The sequence below is a fragment of the Shewanella sp. 0m-8 genome, assembly GCF_052977265.1.
Genome location: NZ_JBRIMB010000002.1, coordinates 69692 through 92769, shown reverse-complemented (window position 1 = coordinate 92769; position 23078 = coordinate 69692). Strand labels below are relative to the sequence as shown.

Annotated in this window: 24 protein-coding genes; 14 read left to right on the top strand and 10 right to left on the bottom strand. The window is 43.3% G+C overall.

The genetic code is table 11. From position 1 onward, the window contains the following. Positions 1-225: 225 nt before the first annotated feature. Positions 226-1158, top strand: coding sequence for a Dyp-type peroxidase (locus ACVBIO_RS01605; RefSeq protein WP_447160245.1), 933 nt, complete (start codon positions 226-228; stop codon positions 1156-1158). A gap of 80 nt (positions 1159-1238) precedes the next feature. On the opposite strand, the gene ACVBIO_RS01600 is transcribed toward ACVBIO_RS01605, so the two are convergent. Beyond that, entirely contained in the window at positions 1239-1700 is a 462-nt protein-coding gene (locus ACVBIO_RS01600) for a cupin domain-containing protein (RefSeq protein WP_447160246.1), read from the bottom strand. Positions 1701-1953: 253 nt separating this feature from the next. Continuing rightward, entirely contained in the window at positions 1954-2424 is a 471-nt protein-coding gene (argR, locus tag ACVBIO_RS01595) for a transcriptional regulator ArgR (RefSeq protein WP_439267726.1), read from the bottom strand. Between the two features lie 352 nt (positions 2425-2776). Here argR and mdh point away from each other — a divergent pair, with 352 nt between their 5' ends. Continuing rightward, positions 2777-3712, top strand: a complete 936-nt coding sequence (gene mdh / locus ACVBIO_RS01590) for a malate dehydrogenase (protein ID WP_447163214.1) — start codon at positions 2777-2779, stop codon at positions 3710-3712. 126 nt (positions 3713-3838) lie between these two features. Here mdh and ispB read toward each other — a convergent pair whose 3' ends face one another. Continuing rightward, positions 3839-4810, bottom strand: coding sequence for an octaprenyl diphosphate synthase (gene ispB / locus ACVBIO_RS01585; RefSeq protein WP_447160248.1), 972 nt, complete (start codon positions 4808-4810; stop codon positions 3839-3841). 282 nt (positions 4811-5092) lie between these two features. Between ispB and rplU the strand changes: the two genes are divergently transcribed. The 7 genes from rplU (at position 5093) to ACVBIO_RS01550 (ending at position 9329) form a co-directional block, all read left to right on the top strand. Continuing rightward, entirely contained in the window at positions 5093-5404 is a 312-nt protein-coding gene (gene rplU, locus ACVBIO_RS01580; protein WP_028765847.1) for a 50S ribosomal protein L21, read from the top strand. 15 nt (positions 5405-5419) lie between these two features. Further along, entirely contained in the window at positions 5420-5674 is a 255-nt protein-coding gene (gene rpmA / locus ACVBIO_RS01575; protein ID WP_012154114.1) for a 50S ribosomal protein L27, read from the top strand. 137 nt (positions 5675-5811) lie between these two features. Beyond that, positions 5812-6975: an Obg family GTPase CgtA gene (gene cgtA, locus ACVBIO_RS01570; RefSeq protein ID WP_447160249.1), complete on the top strand. Its 1164-nt coding sequence runs from the start codon at positions 5812-5814 to the stop codon at positions 6973-6975. A 29-nt stretch (positions 6976-7004) separates the two neighbouring features. Further along, positions 7005-7766, top strand: coding sequence for a threonine/serine exporter family protein (locus ACVBIO_RS01565; RefSeq protein ID WP_447160250.1), 762 nt, complete (start codon positions 7005-7007; stop codon positions 7764-7766). Continuing rightward, positions 7763-8236, top strand: coding sequence for a threonine/serine exporter family protein (locus tag ACVBIO_RS01560; RefSeq protein ID WP_447160251.1), 474 nt, complete (start codon positions 7763-7765; stop codon positions 8234-8236). The genes ACVBIO_RS01565 and ACVBIO_RS01560 overlap by 4 nt, the downstream gene beginning before the upstream one ends. 113 nt (positions 8237-8349) lie before the next feature. Beyond that, positions 8350-8832 carry a type 3 dihydrofolate reductase gene (folA, locus tag ACVBIO_RS01555; RefSeq protein ID WP_447160252.1) on the top strand — a complete coding sequence of 161 codons (483 nt, stop codon included), beginning with the start codon at positions 8350-8352 and terminating at the stop codon, positions 8830-8832. A gap of 101 nt (positions 8833-8933) precedes the next feature. Then, positions 8934-9329 (top strand): DUF3718 domain-containing protein, encoded by a 396-nt coding sequence (locus ACVBIO_RS01550; protein WP_447160253.1) that lies wholly within the window; start codon positions 8934-8936, stop codon positions 9327-9329. A 231-nt stretch (positions 9330-9560) separates the two neighbouring features. On the opposite strand, the gene ACVBIO_RS01545 is transcribed toward ACVBIO_RS01550, so the two are convergent. The 7 genes from ACVBIO_RS01545 to lptD form a co-directional block, all read right to left on the bottom strand. Then, positions 9561-11582: a methyl-accepting chemotaxis protein gene (locus tag ACVBIO_RS01545; protein ID WP_447160254.1), complete on the bottom strand. Its 2022-nt coding sequence runs from the start codon at positions 11580-11582 to the stop codon at positions 9561-9563. Between the two features lie 100 nt (positions 11583-11682). Then, on the bottom strand, positions 11683-12516 hold the full coding sequence (locus ACVBIO_RS01540) for a symmetrical bis(5'-nucleosyl)-tetraphosphatase (protein WP_447160255.1): 834 nt from the start codon (positions 12514-12516) through the stop codon (positions 11683-11685). 44 nt (positions 12517-12560) lie between these two features. Continuing rightward, positions 12561-12941: a Co2+/Mg2+ efflux protein ApaG gene (gene apaG / locus ACVBIO_RS01535; RefSeq protein ID WP_447160256.1), complete on the bottom strand. Its 381-nt coding sequence runs from the start codon at positions 12939-12941 to the stop codon at positions 12561-12563. Positions 12942-13094: 153 nt separating this feature from the next. Beyond that, positions 13095-13898, bottom strand: coding sequence for a 16S rRNA (adenine(1518)-N(6)/adenine(1519)-N(6))-dimethyltransferase RsmA (rsmA, locus tag ACVBIO_RS01530; protein ID WP_447160257.1), 804 nt, complete (start codon positions 13896-13898; stop codon positions 13095-13097). A 16-nt stretch (positions 13899-13914) separates the two neighbouring features. After that, on the bottom strand, positions 13915-14898 hold the full coding sequence (gene pdxA, locus ACVBIO_RS01525; protein ID WP_447160258.1) for a 4-hydroxythreonine-4-phosphate dehydrogenase PdxA: 984 nt from the start codon (positions 14896-14898) through the stop codon (positions 13915-13917). Positions 14899-14903: 5 nt separating this feature from the next. Further along, positions 14904-16208 carry a peptidylprolyl isomerase SurA gene (gene surA / locus ACVBIO_RS01520; protein WP_447160259.1) on the bottom strand — a complete coding sequence of 435 codons (1305 nt, stop codon included), beginning with the start codon at positions 16206-16208 and terminating at the stop codon, positions 14904-14906. Positions 16209-16335: 127 nt separating this feature from the next. Continuing rightward, entirely contained in the window at positions 16336-18660 is a 2325-nt protein-coding gene (lptD, locus tag ACVBIO_RS01515; RefSeq protein WP_447169210.1) for an LPS assembly protein LptD, read from the bottom strand. 156 nt (positions 18661-18816) lie between these two features. On the opposite strand from lptD, the gene ACVBIO_RS01510 reads away from it, so the two are divergent. The 5 genes from ACVBIO_RS01510 (at position 18817) to ACVBIO_RS01490 (ending at position 22988) form a co-directional block, all read left to right on the top strand. Beyond that, positions 18817-19818 carry an aminoglycoside phosphotransferase family protein gene (locus ACVBIO_RS01510; RefSeq protein ID WP_447169209.1) on the top strand — a complete coding sequence of 334 codons (1002 nt, stop codon included), beginning with the start codon at positions 18817-18819 and terminating at the stop codon, positions 19816-19818. A gap of 25 nt (positions 19819-19843) precedes the next feature. Further along, a complete protein-coding gene (murU, locus tag ACVBIO_RS01505) occupies positions 19844-20512 on the top strand; it encodes an N-acetylmuramate alpha-1-phosphate uridylyltransferase MurU (RefSeq protein ID WP_447169208.1) in 669 nt (222 codons plus the stop codon). After that, complete coding sequence (gene djlA / locus ACVBIO_RS01500) at positions 20512-21291, top strand: co-chaperone DjlA (RefSeq protein ID WP_447171827.1); 780 nt, start codon at positions 20512-20514, stop codon at positions 21289-21291. Before murU ends, djlA begins: the two co-directional genes overlap by 1 nt. Before the next feature lie 33 nt (positions 21292-21324). Further along, the gene (locus ACVBIO_RS01495; RefSeq protein ID WP_447171826.1) at positions 21325-21936 is read left to right on the top strand and encodes an outer membrane beta-barrel protein; all 612 of its coding nucleotides are present in this window, start codon (positions 21325-21327) and stop codon (positions 21934-21936) included. A gap of 98 nt (positions 21937-22034) precedes the next feature. Further along, entirely contained in the window at positions 22035-22988 is a 954-nt protein-coding gene (locus ACVBIO_RS01490; protein WP_447160265.1) for a D-2-hydroxyacid dehydrogenase, read from the top strand. Positions 22989-23078 lie beyond the last annotated feature (90 nt).

Here is a 23078-nt window from a genome sequence, read left to right as displayed (position 1 = left end):
GTCCTAGTCGCTTAATCGTTAAGCCATCACCGCTTACAGACGCGTTTTAGTTATTTTACATGTGAGATAATGTGAGCAAAGTAGATTTTCTTGCTTGCTTAAGTTGTAGTTAGTTCAAGGAATTGACTATTGATTTTAGTTATTGTGCGTCAGTTAATGATATTAATCACTAAAGTTGTCCATAATGTTGCCGAAAATTAATTATGCTAAGGGTTACTTATAATAATGGATAGTCAGGTTATGCCTCGTGAACAGCTTGGAGTTTGTGCAGAAGGAAACTTGCACAGTGTCTACTTAATGTTTAATGCTAATGATAGTGTTGAGTCTGACATGCGCCCTTGTGTGGCGAATGTGGCTCAGTATATTTATGAATTAGCAGATCAATATTCTGATAGTGCCTTTAATGGTTTTGTTGCCATTGGTGCTAATTATTGGGACACCTTATACCCCCATGCTCGACCAGAAGAGCTAAAACCTTTCCCTGCGATGAATCGAGGTAATCGAGATGCACCGGCTATCGAGTATGATTTATTTGTGCATATCCGTTGTGATCGTTTTGATATTCTGCACTTGGTGGCTAACGAAGTTAATCAAATGTTTGAAGGCTTAGTTGAACTCATTGATGAAGAGCGTGGCTTTAGATTCATGGACTCTCGTGATTTGAGCGGCTTTGTTGATGGCACCGAGAACCCTAAAGGACGTAGTCGTCAGGAAGTTGCATTAATCGGCGAGGAAGACAGCCGTTTTAAAGGCGGAAGTTATATTCATGTACAAAAGTTTGCCCATAACTTAAGTAAGTGGAACCGTCTGCCAGTCAAGAAGCAAGAAGATGTTATTGGGCGTACTAAAGCGGACAATATCGAGTATGCATCGGCTGATAAACCGCTTACGAGCCACATTAAGCGTGTTAACCTGAAAGACAGTGAAGGTAAGTCTATGGAGATCTTAAGGCAAAGCATGCCTTATGGTTCAGTTAAAGAGCAAGGCTTGATGTTTATCTCTACTTGCCGCAATTCAGTTAATTTCGAAAAGATGCTAGAGAGCATGGTGCATGGCGATAGTGAAGGCAACCATGACCATTTAATGCATTTTACTCAAGCATTAACTGGTTCGTCATTCTTTGCGCCATCATTAGACTTTATGATTACAGCGGGCTAATTCGCAAGGTTTTACTGACTCATAAAAAACGCACAGTAAAGTGCGTTTTTTATTGGGCGTAACAAAGTGAATTATTCGCGCTAAGCTTCGTCTTTATCCCAATAATTGGTGGGGCGTTTGGCGTAAACTTCGTTGACAGATTTTACTAGCACCTTGTTATTTTCTGGGTATACAACTACGTCATGTATGTCTCGGTTACCAACGACCAGAAAAACAAACTCTTGCTCACTATGATTGACGAGTTTATGAGACACACCCGTGTCAGCGTTAAAGCAGATATATTCTCCCTGACTAAAAGGGTGAGGCTCGCCGTCAATGTATAGCGTCGCTTCGCCATGCATCGCGTAGATATGCTCTTCTTCTTTTGTATGGTAATGGGCAACAGCTGAGGACTTACCTGGCGCTAAGCGTTCCATGGTCACGCCAATTTTTTCTCCACCGGCGGTATCGCCAATGTGCTTTTGCTCGCTGGCATACTGATCTTCATGCTGCCAAGATTCCCAGCATATATCGTTGATATTTATTATTTTACTTTTATTCATTATTTGCCCTCGACTAACAGTACTGTCATTGAGGATTATAACGATTATTGCTCGAGAGAGAAGCTGCTATTCAATATATTGTATAAAACATAGTGTTTCATACAGGGGGCATTAAGCTAAATGATTGGGTTACGGTGCAGAGCCTAGGTAAACGGTCGAGTGATGGAGGCTGATTATGCAACAAACAAAAAATGCTGTAGCCCTGAGGGTACAGCATTTAAAAAAATCGTCGCTTTATGTTTAGTCGGCGTAATTAATCAGCATAATTAAACAGTGACTTAACTGTCTCTAGCGTGTCTTCAATGCTATGGATACTAGATGGACAGATGAAAATCGTATCATCACCAGCAATAGTCCCCAAAATACCCTCAGGCTTACCTATTGAGTCGAGCAGACGCGCGATTAATTGCGCTGCACCAGGGCTAGTTCTGACAACAATCATGGCTTGGTTATGGTCAACATCCAGTACCAGGTTTTTAAGCGGGCTTCCGGCAGTAGGAACGCCAAGCTCTGCAGGAAGGCAGTATACCATCTCTTGCTTTGCGTTACGGGTTCTAACCGCGCCAAACTTACTTAGCATACGAGAAACTTTAGATTGGTTTATATTGCTAAAGCCTTCTGCTTGAAGGGCGATAACAATTTCACTTTGAGAGCCAAAACGCTCCTCTTTTAAAATAGATTTGAACGTCTTAACTAAATCATCTGGGCTTTTACTAGCTTGCATATATTATTATTCTTTATTCAAAAAAATCTGCTTTATCATGAATATTTTCGCCGTTTTTGTCAATTGGTATTCGTTTTTTTGAATAAAAATTCATTAATAAACCCAGTTAGACTCAATGATTCAACTTAAGTTAGAATGATTATTCTAAATTTTGTTATGCTAATTTATTATGGTTTTAGCTCTGTATCGCTGATGTACACTCACTTTACTCATTTACCATCTTACATTAGCGTTCTAGATTATATTCAACACGACTAAGGGATAATTGAATTTTTTTTGTGAATCCAGTACTGTTGCGGCATTGGAAAGGTGGATCTAAATCACAAAAATCTGAGAATTGACGGAGATCATTATGAAAGTTGCTGTACTTGGTGCTGCTGGTGGTATTGGCCAGGCGCTTGCCCTACTGTTAAAAACTCAATTACCTGCGGGTTCAAAATTGTCGCTTTATGATATTGCCCCTGTTACGCCAGGTGTTGCGGTTGACTTAAGCCACATCCCTACTGCGGTAGAAGTAAAAGGTTTCGCTGGTGAAGATCCTACTGCTGCACTAGAAGGTGCTGATGTTGTACTTATCTCTGCGGGTGTTGCTCGTAAGCCGGGTATGGATCGTTCAGATCTATTTAACATCAATGCAGGTATAGTTCGTAATCTAGTTGAAAAATGTGCCGCGACTTGCCCTACGGCATTAATCGGTATCATTACAAACCCTGTAAATACAACCGTAGCCATTGCTGCTGAAGTATTGAAAAAAGCGGGTGTTTACGACAAGAACCGTTTGTTCGGTGTTACAACGTTGGATGTTATCCGTTCAGAAACGTTCGTTGCTGAAGCAAAAGGCTTAAACGTTGCAGACGTTAAAGTTAATGTTATCGGTGGGCACAGTGGAGTGACGATTCTTCCGCTGCTGTCACAAATTGAAGGCGTAAGCTTTACCGATGCAGAAGTTGCAGCATTAACGACACGTATCCAGAATGCGGGTACGGAAGTTGTTGAAGCTAAAGCGGGTGGCGGTAGCGCAACCCTATCTATGGGGCAAGCTGCATGTCGTTTCGGCTTATCACTTGTTCGTGGTCTTCAAGGTGAAGCAAATGTGATTGAATGCGCCTATGTTGATGGCGGCAGTGAGCATACTGAGTTCTTTGCACAACCTGTTGTACTTGGTAAGAACGGTGTTGAGCAAGTCCTTGCTTATGGCGATGTAAGCGCATTTGAAGCGAATGCTCGTGACGCTATGCTAGATACACTAAAGGCTGATATTGTGCTGGGTATCGAATTCGTTAAATAAACGATGACTGACCTCTTGTGGGTCATAATAAAAAAGGAGCCTTAGGCTCCTTTTTTGTTTCTCAATGGCATCAAGGTGCTAATTTAAAGAGAATAATTAGTTACTTCGCTCTTAGTTACTTCGCTCTTAGTTACTGCGTTGAGTTGCTATTCTCGCAAGCGAGATGAGCGCTTCTTTATAATCGGACTCTGGAATGATGGCCAGTGCTGCAATGGCCTTGTCAGACTCCTCGATAGCGCGCTTCTCTGTGTACTCCAATGCACCACAGTTTTTAAGTGCGGCAAGGATCACCTCGATATGCTCAGTTCCGTCACCTTTCTCGATAGCTTCACGGATAAGCGTCTTTTCAGTGTCGTTACCATTTGCCATAGCAAAAATAAGCGGCAGTGTAGGCTTACCCTCAGCTAAGTCGTCACCGATGTTTTTACCTAGCTCTTCTGTTTCTGCTGTGTAATCGAGAAGATCGTCGGTTAACTGGAATGCTGTACCTAAATACTTACCGTATTCAGCCAGTGCGGTTTGCACCTCAATAGGGCTGTCTGCGAGCAAACCTGCAAGGCGAGTAGCGGCTTCAAATAGCTTGGCTGTCTTGCAATAGATGACGCGCATGTAGCTGTCTTCTGTGGTGTCAGGGTCATTACAATTCATCAATTGTAGGACTTCACCTTCCGCGAGCACGTTTGTTGCGTCAGCGAGGATCTCTAGCACGTCTAGGCACTTGAGTTCCGTCATCATTTGGAACGAGCGGGTATATAAGAAGTCACCGACTAATACACTAGCGCTATTACCGAATAGGGCGTTGGCAGTTTTTCTGCCGCGTCGCAACATCGACTCGTCAACAACATCATCATGTAAAAGTGACGCGGTGTGAATGAATTCGATAATGGCTGCTAATTTAAGGTGAGATTCACCTTTATAGTCAATGGCGCGAGCTGCTAGAATAGATAGCAGAGGTCGCAAGCGTTTACCGCCACCGTTAATAATGTAGAACCCAAGTTGATTAATTAGGGCAACATCTGACTCTAGTTGTTTATAGATCAGTTGATTGACAGCTTGCATATCGCTATCAGTCAATTGACGAATGGCGTTTAAATCCATAAGTAGGCTCTAGTTCTTGTTGGCTGCTGAGTAACATTGCAGCTCAATTAAGGCTTAATGTTATAATAATTGGATTCTACCTAAATTTACGGTACAAGACAGTAGTTGTAGATGAATGTGAGAGTTATTTGGGTCTTTTTTTATTCTAAGTTAATTAAGGCTTGTCAGCAGCCTGTTCTTAGCGTAAACTCCGCGACCATTGTCATTAAAGCTTTTATAGCACCCCTGCATCAAACAAATATGTTTTGAGCGGCGTGTTAGAAATATCGGAGTAAAATAGCTATGTACGCTGTTTTTCAAAGTGGCGGCAAGCAACATCGCGTTGAAGCCGGCCATACAGTTCGTTTAGAGAAATTAGAAGTCGCTACAGGCGAAACTATCGAATTTGACCAAGTTCTTTTGGTTGCTGATGGTGAAACTGTACACGTAGGTGCACCTTTAGTTGAAGGTGGAAAGGTTGTTGCTGAAGTTATCAGCCACGGCCGTGCGGAGAAGGTAACTATTGTTAAGTTCCGTCGTCGTAAGCACCACGATAAGAAGATGGGCCATCGTCAATGGTTCACCGAAGTTAAAATTACAGCTATCAACGCTTAATTAGGAGAATAACTCATGGCACATAAAAAAGCTGGCGGTTCTACTCGTAACGGCCGCGATTCAGAAAGTAAACGTCTTGGTGTAAAGCGCTTCGGCGGTGAATCAGTTCTAGCTGGTAACATCATCGTTCGTCAACGTGGTACTAAATTCCACGCTGGTGTTAATGTTGGTATCGGTCGTGACCACACTTTATTCGCACTTACCGATGGTAAAGTGAAGTTTGAAGTTAAAGGTCCACAGAACCGTAAGTTCATCAGCATCGAAGATTAATTCTTAGCTCAGCTAATAATTAATATTAAGCCCCGCCATTGGTGGGGCTTTGTTTTTTCAAAATTAAGTAAATTGTGTTTTGGCGACTAGAATCGTTAAGAGTATAATTCTTTCATTCTGTGGTGCCAGGAGTTGGTATGAAGTTTGTCGATGAAGCTATTATCCGTGTAGAAGCCGGAAATGGTGGCAGTGGTTGCGTTAGCTTTAGACGTGAAAAATATGTTCCTGATGGTGGTCCTGATGGTGGTGATGGTGGCGACGGTGGTAGTGTTTATCTACAAGCCGATGAGAACCTTAACACACTGATCACTTTTCAGTTTGAACGCTTCCATATTGCCGAGCGCGGTAAGAATGGTCGTGGACGTGATTGTACCGGTCACGGCGGTGAAGACTTGATCCTTAAAGTGCCTGTAGGTACTCGCGCTATCGATAACGATACTGAGGAGTCACTGGGTGACTTAACCACTCACGGGCAAAAATTGCTTGTGGCTAAAGGTGGTTTCCATGGTCTAGGTAATACTCGTTTCAAGAGTAGTACTAACCGTGCGCCAAGGCAGAAGACGTTAGGTACCGACGGTGAAGTGCGTAGCCTTAAGCTGGAGCTGTTATTGTTAGCAGACGTAGGCTTGTTAGGTATGCCTAACGCAGGTAAGTCGACCTTTATTCGCTCAGTGTCTAAGGCTAAGCCGAAAGTGGCTGACTATCCGTTTACAACTTTGGTTCCTAACTTAGGTGTTGTTAACCCTAGACCGGGTCAAAGCTTTGTAATCGCCGATATTCCAGGTCTTATTGAAGGTGCTGCTGATGGCGCAGGTCTTGGTGTTCAATTCTTGAAGCACTTAGAGCGTTGTCGTGTATTGCTGCATATTCTAGATGTTGAGCCAATTGATGGTAGCGATCCAGTTGAATCGGCTCGTGCTATCGTAGGTGAGCTTGAAAAGCACTCTCCAAAGCTTGCGGGTAAGCCGCGCTGGTTAGTGATTAACAAAGCAGATTTGATGTTGGAAGAAGAGCTACAAGAGCGAATCGACCATATCGTTAAAGAACTTGAGTGGGATGGCGATATCTATACGATTTCAGCTTATAACCGTGAAGGTACTGCTGAGTTAGCCCTTAAACTACTAGACTTTATTGCTTCACTTCCTCCTGAAGAAGAAGTTGATGCCGATGCCGAAGTCGAGTTCAAGTGGGATAACTATCATCAGAACGCTAACGAATCAGTCAATGAAGATTTTGACGATGATTTCGATGACGACTTTGATGAAGATGACTACGATGTAGAGATTATCTACCAAAGATAATTATTCGCATAAGAGGAAGTTGAGAAAAGGTGTACGCTACAACGCAAAATGACATTACTCGTCAAGTCGTTAGGGTTGCTCAACTTCTGCTAGCTTATGGCGCTGAATCTGAACTTGTTGAAGAGATCACTCAGCGCTTAGGCCATGCCTTAGGTTTAGAAAGCGTTGAGATATCCATCTCTTCCAACTCGTTAGTACTTACCAGCTTGGCCGTCGGCCGTTGTATCACAACGACGCGGCGCATTCGCGAACATGGCATTAATATGACCGTAGTTTGCGAACTCCAACGTATCTGTTTACTCACCGAAAAAGGCATTTATGGCCTAACGGAAGTACGTAAGCGTGTTGGCCGGATCCAACCAAAAACCTACCCCGCTAAATATGTCGTGCCCATGATTGGTTTATCATGTGCAAGTTTTTGCCACTTATTTGGTGGTGATTTAACGGCCTGTTTGATTACCTTTTTCGCCTCGGCAGCGGGTATGTTTGTCAGATTGTCAATTGCTAAACGTCATTATAATTTACTGCTTAACTTTAGTGTGACTGCCTTCGTGACGACGCTAATAGCACAAACGGGATATCAATTTGACCTGACTGATACCCCTAAGTTGCCTATGGCGGCAAGTGTATTAATGCTCGTGCCTGGTTTCCCAATGATTAACGCCATATCGGATATGGTTAAAGGTCACCTCAATGTGGGGATCTCTCGCTGGGGACAGGCCACTTTGCTTACGGTAGCGTCGGTTATAGGCATTACTATCGCAATGCAGATTGGAGGATTATTCCTGTGATCTCATTATTATTAACCATGCTCAATGACGCCATTTTTTCTGCTATTCCAGCCATTGGTTTTGCTATGGTATTTAATGTACCGCGTCGATTTTTACCTTACTGTGCAATCGCGGCAGCAATGGGACATGGTAGCCGTACCATGTGGTTAAGCTTTGGTTTGCCTATCGAGTGGGCGACATTTTTAGCCGCAGCTTTGGTCGGCGTTATAACGATAGCGTTTGCTAGAAAGCATTTAGCGCCGCCATTAATGTATGCTGTAGCTGCAATTATTCCTATGATCCCAGGCACCTATGCATTTAATACCGTAATAGGTTTGGTGCAGCTAACAGCGCAAGCCGATATGAGCCCTGAGCTGATTTACCAAGTTGTCAGTAACGGCCTTAAAACGGTGTTTATCTTAGGCGCACTCTCTGTGGGGCTTGCGATGCCGAGTCTGCTCTATTTCCGTTCGCGTCCAGTCATTAAGTAACTAGAATCTTTCATTCGATAGTTATTCGTTCTTAGCTAATACGTGTTCAATCATTAACGCTTAGGTAAGCTAAACATACTGTATCTGACAATATAAAAATAAAAGGAAGTTTCATGAAAATAGCTATGATTGCCGCAATGGCAAATAATCGCGTCATTGGTAAAGATAACCAAATGCCATGGCACCTTCCTGAAGATTTACGCCACTTTAAGGCCATGACCTTGGGCAAGCCTGTCGTCATGGGGCGAAAGACGTATGAGTCGATAGGGCGCCCATTGCCCGGACGACATAATATTGTCATTAGCCGTCAAGCAGATCTCGTTATTGAAGGGGTGACAACCGTCACGAGTTTTGAGCAGGCTAAACTTGCCGCAGGAGACTGTGCGGAGCTTGTTGTGATAGGGGGAGGCCAGCTATATGAAATGTTACTGGCTCAAGCAGATATCTTGTATCTCACTGAAATTGCATTAACTGTCGAGGGTGATACCTTCTTTCCTGAGTGGAATGATGGTAGCTGGCAAGAAGTCTCTCGAGATGTAGCGAAAAATGATAAACAGCTTGAATATAGCTTTATCAAGTTGGTAAAAAAATGTTAAATTTAAGGGGTTGTTTAGTACCCTGTATAACGATAAAGAAAGCCTACTAGTTAGCGCTACTTTACTAATAATAAATAAAAACTAAAAATAAGGAGTGTCCGATGCGCTTGTTGCCTCTGAGCCTCGCTACACTGATTGCTGCATCTTTAATTTCTGTACCTTCAACTGCACTTGCTAACCAAGACCAGTTGACCGCGAATATCTGTAATTATGTTCAGGCTGATGATAAAAATCGCCTACGTAAAAAGCTTAAAGAGAGTCGTGTTAAGCTTCGCAACATTTATAGTGGCGTATCTTGTAATGGTGATAGCCTGCTAAGAGTAGCGCTGAAAAGTGGTTCAAATAAAGTGGGTACCTTTGTGGCAAAGCGCTTACCTGCAGCTGACTTAGGCTCTGCTGAAAGTGATGGAAGTACAATTGTTGCTTGGGCAGAAAGTAACGGTCACAGTGGCAGTGAGATAACCGCAGCGATTAAAGAGCGTATCGCAGGTGGTTAAACCGTGAAATCAATGTAATAAAAAATACTGGGCTTATCCCTGTATTTTTTTGTCTGTAGCGAGTGAACTTACCAGGTAGAAAACAAAAAAGAGGCGCTAAACTTAGCGCCTCTTTTTATTTTTAAGCTTGATTGAGCTTATTTATATCTGTTGCTTAAGCTCGGTCAATATTGCGCTGCAAATATAGCGCTTCCCACTGAATGAACAGATACTTAATGCAATGGGTATAAATTAGACTCTGAACTCTTTAACAGAAGCCTGCAGTTCTTCTGCGAGTTGGGCCACTTGATGGCTTGACTGGGCTGTTTGGTCGGCTCCAGTCGACGTTTCCTCTGAAATCGCCGCAATATGCTCTAGTTTCTCGGATACTTGCTGACTCACTAAGTTTTGCTCTTGCGCAGCATGAGCAATATGTGTTCCTGAGTCGTGAGCGCGATGTACAGCATCGCTAATACTTTCAAGTGCATTATTAGCCTGTTCAGTCTTATCAACGCAAGAGTTAGCCTGTGTGCGCCCCAAATCCATTACGGCTACCGCTTCTTGGGTTCCTTGTTGCAGGACCTCAATCATCTGTTGGATCTCTTGGGTAGAATCCTGAGTTCTTGATGCAAGGCTACGCACCTCATCGGCAACAACGGCAAAGCCTCGACCTTGCTCTCCGGCTCGAGCGGCTTCAATTGCAGCGTTTAGCGCGAGTAAGTTTGTTTGCTCTGCAATGCCTCGAATAACATCGAGAATAGATCCAATAGAGGCACTATCTGCATGCACCTTGTTGATGACGACGCTGGCTTTAGACACTTCATCGGCTAGCGCTAGAATGGTACGCTTATTTTCATCAGCAATCAGGCGCATATGTTGGCTTTCATCATCGGCGGCTTTGATTTGGCTTAGCGCCTCATCAGCACTGGCCGTCACCTGCTGAGCACTTGAGCTTAGCTGAGTCGTCGCTGTTGCAACTTGATCAACTTGGCTCTTCTGTTCTTGAATGCCAACAGTGGTTTGGGCTGTAATTGCTGAAGTCTCTTCTGCTGCAGCGGCAAGCTGATCTGAGCGCTCTAAAATGCCTTGGATCAGCTCTCTTAGGCTATCGACGAGTTTATTGCAGTTGGCTGACAGTTTTGCGAATTCATCATGGCCTGATTCATCAAGTTTGTGGGTTAAATCACCTGATGCTAGTACATTTAGAGCATGATTGACTTTCTCTAATGAGCGAGTCAGTGGGCGAACGACTGCGATACTAACAACGACTGCAACGATAATAGCGACTAGCATCAATAAAACGGTGCGCATACTCGCGCTATCGATATTAGCAATGACATCGTGACTGATCTCGGCAGAGATGGTCTCGATGTTAGCCGTTAAGGTTTTCATCTGCTTGTTGACGTTAGCTGCTGCTTGTTCAACATCAGCAAGCAAACGGCTTGTATTACGATTAAGCTCAAGTTCTTTTTGCTTTAACGCTGTGAGGGAGTTATTGCCTTTAACCATGCTAAATACGTTACTGGCTTCAGCATTAAGCTCGTCAATAAGTTCGGCATCGACAACGCCGTCCCAGTGGTTAGTAACATAATCAACTTTGCTCTTTGTATCGCTAACAATATAATCGAGTTCTTTTGAAATGATGTCGAATTTTGCTTTTTCAGTGCTGCCCATCAAGTCAAAACTGGTGCTGGCGATGCTGCTAAAACTGAGTTCGAGCGAACTTGCTGTGGCTGCTATCTCTTGCTCAACAACATCTTCACTCATCTCTAGGTCAATTAAGTCGAGTAATAAAGAGGCGCTATCATCGACGGCTATCTCAATATCATCGTATTTACTGATAATTTTATTTGTAGTGACTAAAGCAGTTTCATGAGTCGTAATCATTTCATGACTAATGCTATTGAATTTAGCGTATTGATTATCAAGATTTCGAATAACAGAATTTAATTCTGAATTGCTACTGACTAGGCCGGTTAGTTTTTTAAGCTCACGCTCAAAGGTCTGGCTGGCAGTAGTAAATTGAGCGTTGATTGTAGGGATCATCGCTGCACTTTGGCTGTGGTAGGCCATCAAAACTTGTTTTTCTTGTTGAGAAAGAGTCTGAGAAAGCTGATTGCTGGTTTTTAATGCAGGAAGACTTAGCTCCTGTAAGACTTGAGTACTGGTCTTTAACTGGTTGTTAGTAAACCAAGAAGCTGCGCCAAGTACAATTAGCAGTAAAGTGACTACCGTAAACCCACCTATCACTCTAGTGGCTACATTTAACTTCATATGAGCTCCATTATTATTATTTTTATCTAAGTCTCAGCATCTGGCCGACATCTATTTCGTATACTGTATCGGCCAAATGTTGCAATAGTTTAACTCTTTTTTAACTTCTTTTAACGGCTTTTATTTTGTTTTGAGTAATTTTCTGGTTTGACTCCATATGCCAAAGTGTCATGTGCTCCCCCCAGCAACAGCCAGTATCTAGTGCCTGCCTATTAGCGAGGTGAGTTTGCCCCATAATGGCAGCCCAGTGGCCAAAAATCACAGTGTAGTCGGTGGGTAGCTGACTAGGTTGGTTAAACCAAGGGACTAAGGAGTCATGATTACAATCTTGTAGTGGTGACTTACAGTCAAAATCTAAGCGGCCATCGGCTTTTAAGTAACGCATACGGGTGAGTGCATTAATGCAATAGATCTGTTGTTCAAGCGCTGTTAAATTTGAATTAAACTCATCGACTGAATTGGTATACATCTCACTAATCAAATCATTTAGATAGTTGGGAGATTGCAATGTTAGGCTGACTCGATCTGCTTGAGTGCGTAAGGTGTGCAGATCCCAGTTAGGCGGCACACCCGCATGGGTCATAATAAGGTTCTTTTCAGGCCAGTCTTGATAGAGTGGCTGCAGTCTCAGCCAGTCGATAATATTAGCGATATCATCTGCTGCTAGTAGAGCGGTTAAATGATCTTTTGGGTTAGCACGTTTTAACTTTCCGTGAATAGCCAGCAGATGAAGATCATGATTACCGAGGACAATTTTAGCTGAACCAGACAAGGACTTAAAAAAACGCAGTGTCTCAAGGGAACCTGGCCCCCTAGCAACGAGATCACCTACGGTCCATAAGCAGTCCTTTGATGGATTAAAGGCTACCTTTTCGAGTAGCAACGTTAACTCGTCAAAGCAGCCTTGGATATCACCTACAAAATAGTTCGCCATTTTTACCTATGCATTATTTATGTTTTGTTATTTATGTTTTGTGATTAATGAAGTAAACCTGGGACGGCTAAACGAAAGGCGGATATGGGGGCTGTAAATTCATTGCCACTGCTGTCGACCATGGTATAACTGCCTTCCATCACACCCAATGGGGTTTCTAATACGGTGCCGCTGGTATATTCATATGAGCTATTGGGCTTGATTGTCGGAGTTTGGCCTACCACGCCCGCACCGTGAACTTCACTTTTTTGTCCATTGGAGTCTGTAATACACCAATGGCGACTTTTTAGTGTGACGTCATCATCACCAAGATTACTGATGGTAATAGTGTAGCTAAATAGATATTTCTCTTCATCAGGGGAGGATTGATTTTCAATATACTCTGTTTTTACGTCGACGCTAACAGGCGTTGTTAATTGACTCATATAGACCTCTAAAAGATGGAGTTATCTGATTTTTAACGAGCTTCCATATTAAATGGAGAGTATCTGAATTAACAGGTAATTATTTATGAGCAGGTATAAAAAAAGGGCAGTTATTGCCCTTTTGTTGGTCAGTATATTATTCAGAGAATAAATCTACTTCCTATCGAAAACGTGGTTGGCCATAGCGACGTATTGGTCAACACGGATCTGTTCAGGCCTCAACGTTGCATCAATACCTAACGCGGCGAAGTCTTCATCAGATAATAGCTGCTTAAGGTTATTTCTAAGCGTCTTACGGCGCATGTTAAATGCGGTCGTGGTTAAGTTTCTAAGCAGGTCGACATCTTTACATGGCCAAGGTTTAGTTTTGTATGGCACTAAACGCACAACAGCTGAGTCCACTTTAGGTGGTGGTGTAAAGCATCCTGGTGGGACTTCAAGCACAGGCATGACTTGGCAATGGTATTGAGCCATTACGGTAAGGCGGCCATAAGCTTTAGTACCCGGGCTTGCAGAGAGTCTTAATACGACCTCTTTTTGCAGCATAAAGTGCATGTTCTCAATATGCTGAGCAAACTCAAACAGATGGAACATAAGCGGAGTTGAAATGTTATATGGTAAGTTACCAAACACTTTCATCTGCTTGTCTTCACGCACGAGTTGATTGAAATCAAACTTAAGTGCATCACCTTGGTGAATTTCAAGCTTATCTTTAAGGACCGGGTGCGTTTGTAAACGCTCAACCAAGTCTTTATCGAGTTCGACAACAATAAGCTTGTCGATACCGCTTGCAACAGGCTCTGTTAATGCCGCTAAACCGGGACCAATTTCTACCATCACATGATCATTATCAGGTGAAATAGCACCAACAATGCGATTAATCACATTCTCGTCAGTTAAGAAGTTTTGTCCAAAACGTTTTCTGGCCGTGTGGCCTAAATGTACTTTATTGCTCATGAGGTAACTTTTATCACTAATTCTTTGCAGCCAAATCAATGGCTTTATTTAATGCGCAGACAAAACTGCCAATATCAGCAGTACCCGTGCCTGCAAGCTCTAGGGCCGTACCATGGTCGACCGACGTTCTTATATAGGGTAATCCTAGAGTGATATTGACTGAACTGCCAAATCCTCTAGATTTTAGTACTGGAAGCCCTTGATCGTGGTACATAGCGAGTACAACGTCAGCATCTTCTAAGTATTTAGGTTGAAACAGGGTATCTGCTGGTAATGGGCCAACGATATCCATGTCGAGTTCTCTTAATTCATTAAGGGCAGGGATGATGATATCGATCTCTTCTCTGCCTAAATGGCCGTCTTCACCTGCATGAGGATTTAAACCGCAGACATAGATCCGCGGCGACTCAATTGCAAACTTCTCGACTAAATCGGTATGTAAAATTTTGACAATCTGATGCAAGCGATCACGGGTAATAGCTTTAGACACATAAGCCAATGGTATATGAGTTGTTACCAGTGCAACCTGCAAACCTGGGGCTGCAAGCATCATCACCACATCCTGGCAATTTGCTTGGTTTGCGAAAAACTCAGTATGACCACTAAACGGAATGCCGGCCTGGTTAATGATGCCTTTATGGACTGGGCCAGTTACAACAGCATCAAATTCACCAACCATGTTCTTTTCACCAGCAAATCTCAGTGTTTCAACAACATAGGCACTATTGTTTTCATTTAGTTTCCCGCACACCGCGTCGGCTTCAAGGGTAAATGGCACAATAGTCAATGTTCCAGCTTCCTGTGCTTTAGGCGGCTGGTTCGGTTGGTATGGGCGTAGCGTAATCGACAGCCCAAGCTTCTTAGCGCGAGACTTTAGTAGTTCGGGATCAGCACAAACAACTAGCTCAGCAGGCCAAGCCTGCTGAGCTAGTTGTATCACTAAATCGGGACCTACACCCGCCGGTTCACCCGGCGTGATGGCAATTCGTTTAGTTGACAATAGTATTAACCTCGATTCGTTTCTGGCTCGAAAATATCGATAAATGCTTCAGCGCGCATTTCATCTAGCCAGTTTTGTAACTCTTCATTAAATTTACGACGATAGATCAGCTGGTGAGCTCGGTTCGTATTAAATTTATCGGTTGCATCTGTTGTACGTCTTTCTTCTAGTTGAACAATATGCCAGCCGTGAGTCGAACGGAATGGTTCGCTATAGCCACCAATTTCAAGGCTATTTAACTCTTTGGCAAATGCTGGAACATAGATGTTCGGATCGGCCCAACCCAGTTCACCACCTTTAGCAGCAGAACCTGGATCTTCTGAATACTGACGTGCTAAATCTTCAAACTTAGCTTCACCTGATTTAACTTGAGCTAGGAATCTGTCCATCATGCTCTTAGCGCGTTCTTCCGAAAGAATTGGAGACGGCTTAAGTAGAATGTGGCGAGACTTAACTTCTTTAACTTCTTTGGTTTCTAGACCGCGAGCATCCATCACCTTGATGATATGGAAGCCCGATGCACTCTTAATTGGACCTATGATATCACCAGTCTTCGCATCAGTGACCACTTCAGCAAATAAGGTTGGCATTTCGTTGATGTTCATGTAGTCCCAAATACCACCTTCTAGTGCTTTAGGGCCTGAAGAGGCTGCAATTGCGATACTTCTAAAGTCATCACCATCTTGTAATCGTTTCATCACGACTGCGGCGCGCTTACTTGCAGCTTCTAGCTGCTGACTGTTAGCGTCGCTTGGTACATCAATAAGGATATGACCAATTTGAAACTCAACTTCTTTCAGACCTTGCTCATTGATTAGCTTTACAAGGTTATTGATTTCTTGCGTAGAGACTTGAATGCGACGTTGAACTTGAATACGTTGAATTTCACCTAAGGTGATCTCTTCACGTAGTTGCTCGCGGTATTGAGCAAAAGTTGTACCTTCACTTTCAATTTGCGCTTTCATTTGCGCAACCGTCATCTTCTGCTCTTTAGCAATATTTTCGATAGTCTGGTCTAACTGTAAGTCACCAATGTGTAGACCAATTCTATCGGCCATCTGTAACTGCAGACGAGTTAGGATTAAACGTTCAATAACCTGAGTGCGCAGTGCAGTGTCTGACGGCAGCTTCTGACCTGCATTGGCAGCATTTGCCTGGATGGTCTTTACCATTCCGGTCACTTCACTTTCTAAAATGATCCCTTCATTTATTTGCACTGTTACACGGTCTAGAGGTTCTGGCGCAGCGTGAATTGTCTGGCTCATTGCCAATGTTATAAGGGCAAAAATCAATTGGTTACAGCGTTTCATCCACTAAAATCCTTGGCATTTATTGAGTGTCATTTACGGTGATTACTCACCGGGTTAATGATTCTTTAGTTCTGCTTTGACTGCATGTCGTCAGCTAGGTTCAGCATTTATTTACGTTATTTATCTGCTAATTCTTCAAATAAAGCGGTTTACGATAATTAAATAGGCCGTCATCTAACATATCTGATACCCCTAATGGGCCTGAACCACCGAGTCCTTTGAGGATAAAGTTTAGGTAGATCCCGCTTTCAAATAGTTCTCGAGTATCCTGTACCGGATTATCTTCGTCAATATAATTGGTCTTGATGCGGTAATGATAACTCAAACGGACTGCCCAGCAACATGATTCATATTGAAAACCTGTATAGGTTTCAACTGCTCGGCTTTCATTGAGATCGTAATACCAGTTACCCACTAAGTAGAGGCTGTCGTTAATCGGCCAGGCTCCCCGGAAACCAAGCTGCTTAATATCGACAGACTCATTGGTATTGGTGTTCAGTAGATCCGGTACGTAGCGGTAGCTAGCTTGCAGTAGCTTATTAGTACCCGGACGATAGTCAACGGTGACTTCGCTCTTCTTATTTTCACTCTCTTTAGCATCATACTGAATCGAGCCACTTAAAAACCAATCTGCGTAGAGTTGAGTACTTAATTCGGCTGCAATTGCAGAGTTCGATGTGTTCTCTTGGGTGAAAGTATCGTTACTCCCCATGACATCGTTAATACCAACACGACTGTCTTCGAGGTAAATAATTTGCCCCAAGCTGAATTTAAATACTTCGCGGTTTTGTTCGTTAAATAGCTTAGTGGTTAAACCGAGCGTGAACTGATTTGCATCGGCTATGCGATCTAGGCCTGAGAAACGTCGATCTCTAAACAGACCGTTGTAATCTTCTTGTAACGGCGCAGTATCGTAAATACCAATATCAGATTGGTCCTGGTAACCGACATAAAGATATTGGAACTGTGGCTCTAATGTTTGGCGGTAGTTGGTGTCGAAGTAATCCGTAAAGCGCTCAAAGTTAATTTGACCATGAATGCGTACCTCTGGCAGCGTTCGGTTGACGCGATCGCGAAGCTCTGAATCAGAGAGGTTGCCCTTATCATCTTGCCAATAGTTAGTTTGCAGCAATTTGACTTCACTGGTCAGCGAGCCTGCTGGACCATGAATGGGATAGGAGATACTTGGCTCTATATGCACACGAGTGGCAGCCGAGTATTCACTATCTTGATGTTCAAAGTTAGTCGCTTGACTATATAGGTTAAAGTCTAAGCCGTGCCAATAGCTTGGCGCACGGTAGTTAAACGTAAACTGCGGCATCACTTGGTAAGGCTTTTCCTCTTCACCAAGTACTTTAATATCTTGTACTCGTGCACTTAAATCCCAGTTCTGCTCAAAGTAAGATATTTCACCAATTCGGTTTAATTGATTATCTGTCGCGCGTTGAACATCTGAATTCAAGTCATTGAAATAGTTGTTATCTGACACATCAGTGTAGTTTGCATGAACGCGCCAGTTTTGATTAAATGCGCCAGTATGCTCCCAGTGATACAGGTATCTATCTGGACTATTTTCTAGCTTGTTATCGTTGGCTAGATATTCAAAATTTAACTGGCCACTCTGCTTCTCGCCAGCTAGGTATCTAAACTCTGTCTTGGTGAATAGTCCACGAGCCGACATATAGTTTGGCGTAAAGGTTAAATCGTATTCTGGTGCAATATTCCAGTAATATGGCGTCGCAACTTCAACACCGTTGGTGGTACTAGTGCTAAATGTTGGGAATAAAAAGCCAGATTTACGCTTATCTGATACCGGAATGGTCATATAAGGCACATACATTACAGGTACGCCAGCAATCTTAATTTTAGCGTCCCAAATCTCTCCCCACTCTTCGGAGCTATCAATCTTGATTCGGTCAGCTTCTAATAGCCAAGCTGGATCTTTATCAGGACAAGTGCTGAAGTTCGTGCCAGACAACAATAGATTATTATCTTTAGTGATCTCCAGTCTTTCGGCATCACCATGGATTTGTTGACCGTGTAACCAATATTGAGCGCCACTTAAGATCGCACTGTTACTGCGCATTTTGGCAACTAAAGAGTCAGCTGTAACGGTAAACATAGCGTCTTGAAACACTAAGTTGCCATTGGCATGAAGTTCTTCAGTTTGTTGATTTAAAATTGCTTCATCGGCTGCAATGTTGCGACCGCCCTGGCTGAAGCTTACATCGCCAATAAAAGTTGCTTCTTTACCCATTTGGGCTGAAGAACTATCAGAACTAATATAGATCCGCGCTAATTCGGCTGGATTATTGATGTCGTAAAGCGGAACGTACGGCTTTACCGGAGGTTCAACTACGCACTGCGACGCAGGGGCTGTCACAGTTTCGGGTTCGTCTGCTAAGACTAATTGGGGAAGCAGGCTCAAGGCCAGAAAATAACGGATCTGCATCTTAGGTCAATTAATTATGATTTCTTAGTCTGGACGGTGAAAGAGGAGAAAAGTTGACCCTTTCTTGGGCAACTCAGCCAAAATAATTCTTTTCAATTGCTTAGCTGATTCCATTTTGTCGTTATAATAAAGCAATTTCTTCTTAAGAGCCATGAGGTGCCCTTGTCAGATCCTAGATTTCTTCAGTTAAATGCATGGCTAAACCAGTATTTTAATGTAAAAGTTTCGCCACAGCTGATTTCAGGCGACGCAAGTTTTAGGCGTTACTTCAGAGTTGTTGTCGACAACTTGTCTTATATTGTAGTCGATTCCCCTCCTAAGCTTATCGATATCACCCCGTTTATTCAATTAGCTGACAGTTATGCGCGTCAAGGTATTGCTGTGCCTAAGGTGATCGCTAGCGATAAAGAACAGGGCATTATGCTGCTTAGCGACCTTGGTGACGTGCAATTATTATCGGTGTTAAAAAGCGATAACTTACAGCAATATTATTCTCAAGCATTAGTGTTACTTAACGATATTGCCAATGTGACAGAGACGCAAACAGCTCCATTGCCTCAATATGATGCCGATTTTGTGGTACGAGAACTGGATATTTTTATTGAATGGTTAGCCGTGCATCATCTTGGGCTGGATACTGATGACGTTAAAGCGCACACCAGTAGTGCATTTAAACTGTTAGTAGATAATGCACTGGCTCAGCCACAAGTTGGCATGCACCGTGATTACCATAGCCGTAATATTATGCTGCAAGATGGCAAGTTAAAGGTTATCGACTTTCAGGATGCAGTGCTTGGACCTGTAACCTATGATGCGGTTTCACTATTGCGAGACTGCTACATTCGTTGGCCAGATAGCGATGTGGAAGCCTTAATGCATCAACATTACAGCCAGTGTGTTAGCGCTGGGCTGATTGATGTGGCAGTCACATTTGAGCTGTATCGACGCTGGTTTGATTTGATGGGGATTCAAAGACACATTAAAGCTGCGGGCATTTTCGCAAGGCTTAATTATCGCGATAATAAACCGGCTTATATGGCCGATATTCCACTGACTCTGGAGTATATTCGCGATATTGCAGGTCGTTATATCGAGCTGCAACCATTTGCTCAATGGATTGGTGAAGTCATCATCCCAACATTCAATGCTCATAAATAATGATTCATATCAAAAAGGCTGATCAATGAAAGCAATGATCCTTGCGGCGGGGCGTGGAGAACGACTGCGCCCCTTAACAGATTCAGTGCCTAAGCCTCTTGTTGAGGTGGCGGGCAAGCCGCTAATTGTTTATCACATCGAAAAGCTCGCTGCGGCTGGGATTTCAGAAATCATCATTAATCATGCTTGGCTTGGCCATAAGTTAGTCGAGACGTTAGGTGATGGTAGTCAGTGGCAAGTTAAGATTCGTTATAGCGAAGAAACCTCGGCACTGGAGACGGGTGGAGGCATAAAACAAGCGTTAGGCCTGTTAGGTGACGAGCCATTTTTAGTGATAAACGGTGATATTTTTATTGATGAGTTACCGAGAATCAAGGCGCTCGATACCGGAGTGCTGGCGCATCTATGGTTAGTGGATAATCCATCGCAACACCCCCAAGGAGACTTTGCTTTGCAAGGTGGCAAGGTGAGTGATAGTGGCGCAGAAAAACTGACTTTCTCTGGTATGGGCATTTACCATCCGGCTTTATTTAAAGAGACACCAGAAGGTGCGTTTGCACTGGCTCCTTTGCTCCGTAAAGGCATGAGTCATAGTCAGGTTAGTGGTGAGCATTTTAATATGTATTGGTGTGATGTTGGTACGATTGAGCGACTCGCACAAATAACAGAACGTGAAACAAAAAAGGTTAGATAATGCGTATTTGGGGTAAGGTTTTCGGTTTTATTATTGGTTATATGGCGGGTCGTCTTGGTGGCGCCATCTTTGGGCTTTGGCTAGGGCATATGTATGACCGCAGGCAGAGCCAAAAAGCGGGGCTCGCGGGCGGCGGAAAACGTCAGGCACTGTTTTTTAATACCACCTTTTCGGTGATGGGGCATGTAGCAAAAGCGTCGGGACAAGTGACTGAAAACGATATTCGCATGGCGAGCTCGTTAATGGATCAGCTTAACTTAAGTGGCCAAGCCAGAGCAGATGCACAGGCGGCATTTCGTGAAGGCAGGGAGCCTGACTTTGATCTTAATGCTTGCCTAAAAACCTTTAGACTCATCTCTATGGGTCGTAAAGAAGTGCTACAGATGTTTTTGGAGATCCAAATTCAGACAGCGCTTGCCGATGCTCAGTTAGATCAAAAAGAGTTATCAATTCTGTCCGTGGTTGCCAAAGAGCTCGGATTTAGCCAACAGCAACTCAATGACTTATTAGCACGTTGGCAGGCAGAGTTTAATTTTCATCGTAGTGGTGGGGCTGGACATCAAACATCGATTGAAGATGCTTACAGTGTGCTGGGGGGGACAGAGTCGATGTCTGATCAAGAGATCAAAAGAGCTTATAGAAAGTTGATGAATGAGCATCACCCCGATAAGCTAGTCGCTAAGGGGTTACCTGCTGAGATGATGGAGCTTGCTAAAACAAAAGCCCAAGATATTCAAGCTGCTTATGATAGAGTTAAGGCTGATAGAGGCATGCGCTAAATACTAATAATCAGAAAATAATAGGGATATATGATGAAAAGAAGCTTAGCAATATTACTGGTTTTTTTGTGTGCATTTCCTGCTGTGTCTGAAGTATATGTGGCCCCTTTTGGTGGCTATAGCTTTGGTGCTAGTGAGTTTGATATTGCTAGCACAGAAACCGATGAAGTGGGAAAGGTAAAAATAGCTGAGGCGCAAAACTATGGTGTCATGCTGGGCTTTACCACAAAAGACCCTGGTAACGTCTATCTTCTTTATAGCCACCAATCAACCGATTTAAAAACAGGTGATAACTTTAGCCCTAATGTGATTACCTCTATGGATGTGGATTACTTTCATTTTGGTGGCAGTTTATATTTCCCTATGCAAAGCGTTAAACCTTATGTCACCACTAGCCTTGGCTTTACCCATATGCGACCAAGCGGCGCTTACTCTAATGAAACGCGTTTTTCAGTGGCTCTTGGTGGTGGTATTGAATACCAGGTCAGTGAAGCCTTTTCATTGTTTGCTGAAGTAAAGGGCTACGCGACGTTTATCAATGCTGATAACGCTTTGTTCTGTGGTAATGACGGCTGTATATGGAATATTCAGTCAGATATTATGTGGCAAGGGCAAGCCAATCTGGGTGCCAGTTTTAAGTTCTAGCTTTAAGTTCTTAGTTCTTAGCTCAAGTGTGCGGCTTGCAGTCTTTCTTTCAAGAGCCACGAGACTGACGATCATTTTTTAAACAAGGGCTGTGTTAGATGAAAATAGTAGTATTGGACGGATACACACTCAATCCTGGAGATCTAAGCTGGCAAGCTCTAGCGCAGTTCGGCGAGCTCACTTGTTATGATCGCAGCGCACCGAATGACGTGATAGCGCGTAGCCTTGATGCTGAGTTTATCCTGACCAATAAAACCGTGCTTGATGAAACGATACTTAAGCAGTTAACAAAGCTTAAATATATCGGCATTCTCGCAACCGGCACTAATGTGGTCGACCTCGCAGCGGCCAAAACGCTCGGCATTGTGGTCACAAACGTGCCTGGATATGGCCCAGATGCGGTTGCTCAAATGGTATTTGCTCATATTCTTCATGCCACTCAGCAAGTGAGTCTGCACTCCGATGCAGTAAAGCGTGGTATGTGGGCTGAGTCGGCAGATTTTTGTTTTACTCTTACGCCACTACAATCACTTAAAGATAAAACAATAGGGTTAGTTGGTTTTGGTGATATCGGGCAAACTGTGGCTCAGATTGCACTGGCTTTTGGCATGAAGGTCATAGTCAATACTCGAAACTCGCAAGTTCCACTACCTGAAAACTGTAGTTGGGTAGAACAAGCGGAGTTATTTAAGCAGGCAGATATTGTTTCTTTGCACTGCCCGCTTACCGTAAAGACAGATAAGCTGATTAATGCAGATGTATTAAGTACCATGAAATCTAACAGCATATTAATTAATACCGCTCGTGGAGGGCTTGTTGACGAAGCGGCATTAGCGGCAGCGTTAAATCAAGGGCAACTGGCATTTGCAGGCGTTGATGTATTGTCAACTGAACCTCCTAAGGCTGATAATCCGCTTCTTAGCGCTAACAATATCAGCATCTCTCCCCATAACGCCTGGGCAACGCGAGAGGCACGGCAGAATTTGCTTAATATTGCGATTGAAAATTTAGTGAGCTTTAGAACAGATAATGCGAACAATCGGGTTAACTAGCACATAGGAGTTGGCGATTAAAGGCTGACGCATTAAAGTCTGGTGCATCAAAGTTTGGTGCGTCAAAGTCTAATACATTAATGGCTAGTG

Excerpts from the sequence above, each read along its gene's own strand:
- rpmA (WP_012154114.1), top strand. The coding sequence starts at position 5,420 with ATGGCACATAAAAAAGCTGGCGGTTCTACTCGTAACGGCCGCGATTCA.
- ACVBIO_RS01600 (WP_447160246.1), bottom strand. The coding sequence starts at position 1,700 with ATGAATAAAAGTAAAATAATAAATATCAACGATATATGCTGGGAATCT.
- argR (WP_439267726.1), bottom strand. The coding sequence starts at position 2,424 with ATGCAAGCTAGTAAAAGCCCAGATGATTTAGTTAAGACGTTCAAATCT.
- murU (WP_447169208.1), top strand. The coding sequence starts at position 19,844 with ATGAAAGCAATGATCCTTGCGGCGGGGCGTGGAGAACGACTGCGCCCC.
- folA (WP_447160252.1), top strand. The coding sequence starts at position 8,350 with ATGAAAATAGCTATGATTGCCGCAATGGCAAATAATCGCGTCATTGGT.
- ACVBIO_RS01550 (WP_447160253.1), top strand. The coding sequence starts at position 8,934 with ATGCGCTTGTTGCCTCTGAGCCTCGCTACACTGATTGCTGCATCTTTA.
- ACVBIO_RS01495 (WP_447171826.1), top strand. The coding sequence starts at position 21,325 with ATGAAAAGAAGCTTAGCAATATTACTGGTTTTTTTGTGTGCATTTCCT.
- ACVBIO_RS01545 (WP_447160254.1), bottom strand. The coding sequence starts at position 11,582 with ATGAAGTTAAATGTAGCCACTAGAGTGATAGGTGGGTTTACGGTAGTC.
- cgtA (WP_447160249.1), top strand. The coding sequence starts at position 5,812 with ATGAAGTTTGTCGATGAAGCTATTATCCGTGTAGAAGCCGGAAATGGT.
- ispB (WP_447160248.1), bottom strand. The coding sequence starts at position 4,810 with ATGGATTTAAACGCCATTCGTCAATTGACTGATAGCGATATGCAAGCT.
- rplU (WP_028765847.1), top strand. The coding sequence starts at position 5,093 with ATGTACGCTGTTTTTCAAAGTGGCGGCAAGCAACATCGCGTTGAAGCC.
- ACVBIO_RS01540 (WP_447160255.1), bottom strand. The coding sequence starts at position 12,516 with ATGGCGAACTATTTTGTAGGTGATATCCAAGGCTGCTTTGACGAGTTA.
- ACVBIO_RS01605 (WP_447160245.1), top strand. The coding sequence starts at position 226 with ATGGATAGTCAGGTTATGCCTCGTGAACAGCTTGGAGTTTGTGCAGAA.
- mdh (WP_447163214.1), top strand. The coding sequence starts at position 2,777 with ATGAAAGTTGCTGTACTTGGTGCTGCTGGTGGTATTGGCCAGGCGCTT.
- surA (WP_447160259.1), bottom strand. The coding sequence starts at position 16,208 with ATGAAACGCTGTAACCAATTGATTTTTGCCCTTATAACATTGGCAATG.
- djlA (WP_447171827.1), top strand. The coding sequence starts at position 20,512 with ATGCGTATTTGGGGTAAGGTTTTCGGTTTTATTATTGGTTATATGGCG.
- ACVBIO_RS01490 (WP_447160265.1), top strand. The coding sequence starts at position 22,035 with ATGAAAATAGTAGTATTGGACGGATACACACTCAATCCTGGAGATCTA.
- apaG (WP_447160256.1), bottom strand. The coding sequence starts at position 12,941 with ATGAGTCAATTAACAACGCCTGTTAGCGTCGACGTAAAAACAGAGTAT.
- rsmA (WP_447160257.1), bottom strand. The coding sequence starts at position 13,898 with ATGAGCAATAAAGTACATTTAGGCCACACGGCCAGAAAACGTTTTGGA.
- lptD (WP_447169210.1), bottom strand. The coding sequence starts at position 18,660 with ATGCAGATCCGTTATTTTCTGGCCTTGAGCCTGCTTCCCCAATTAGTC.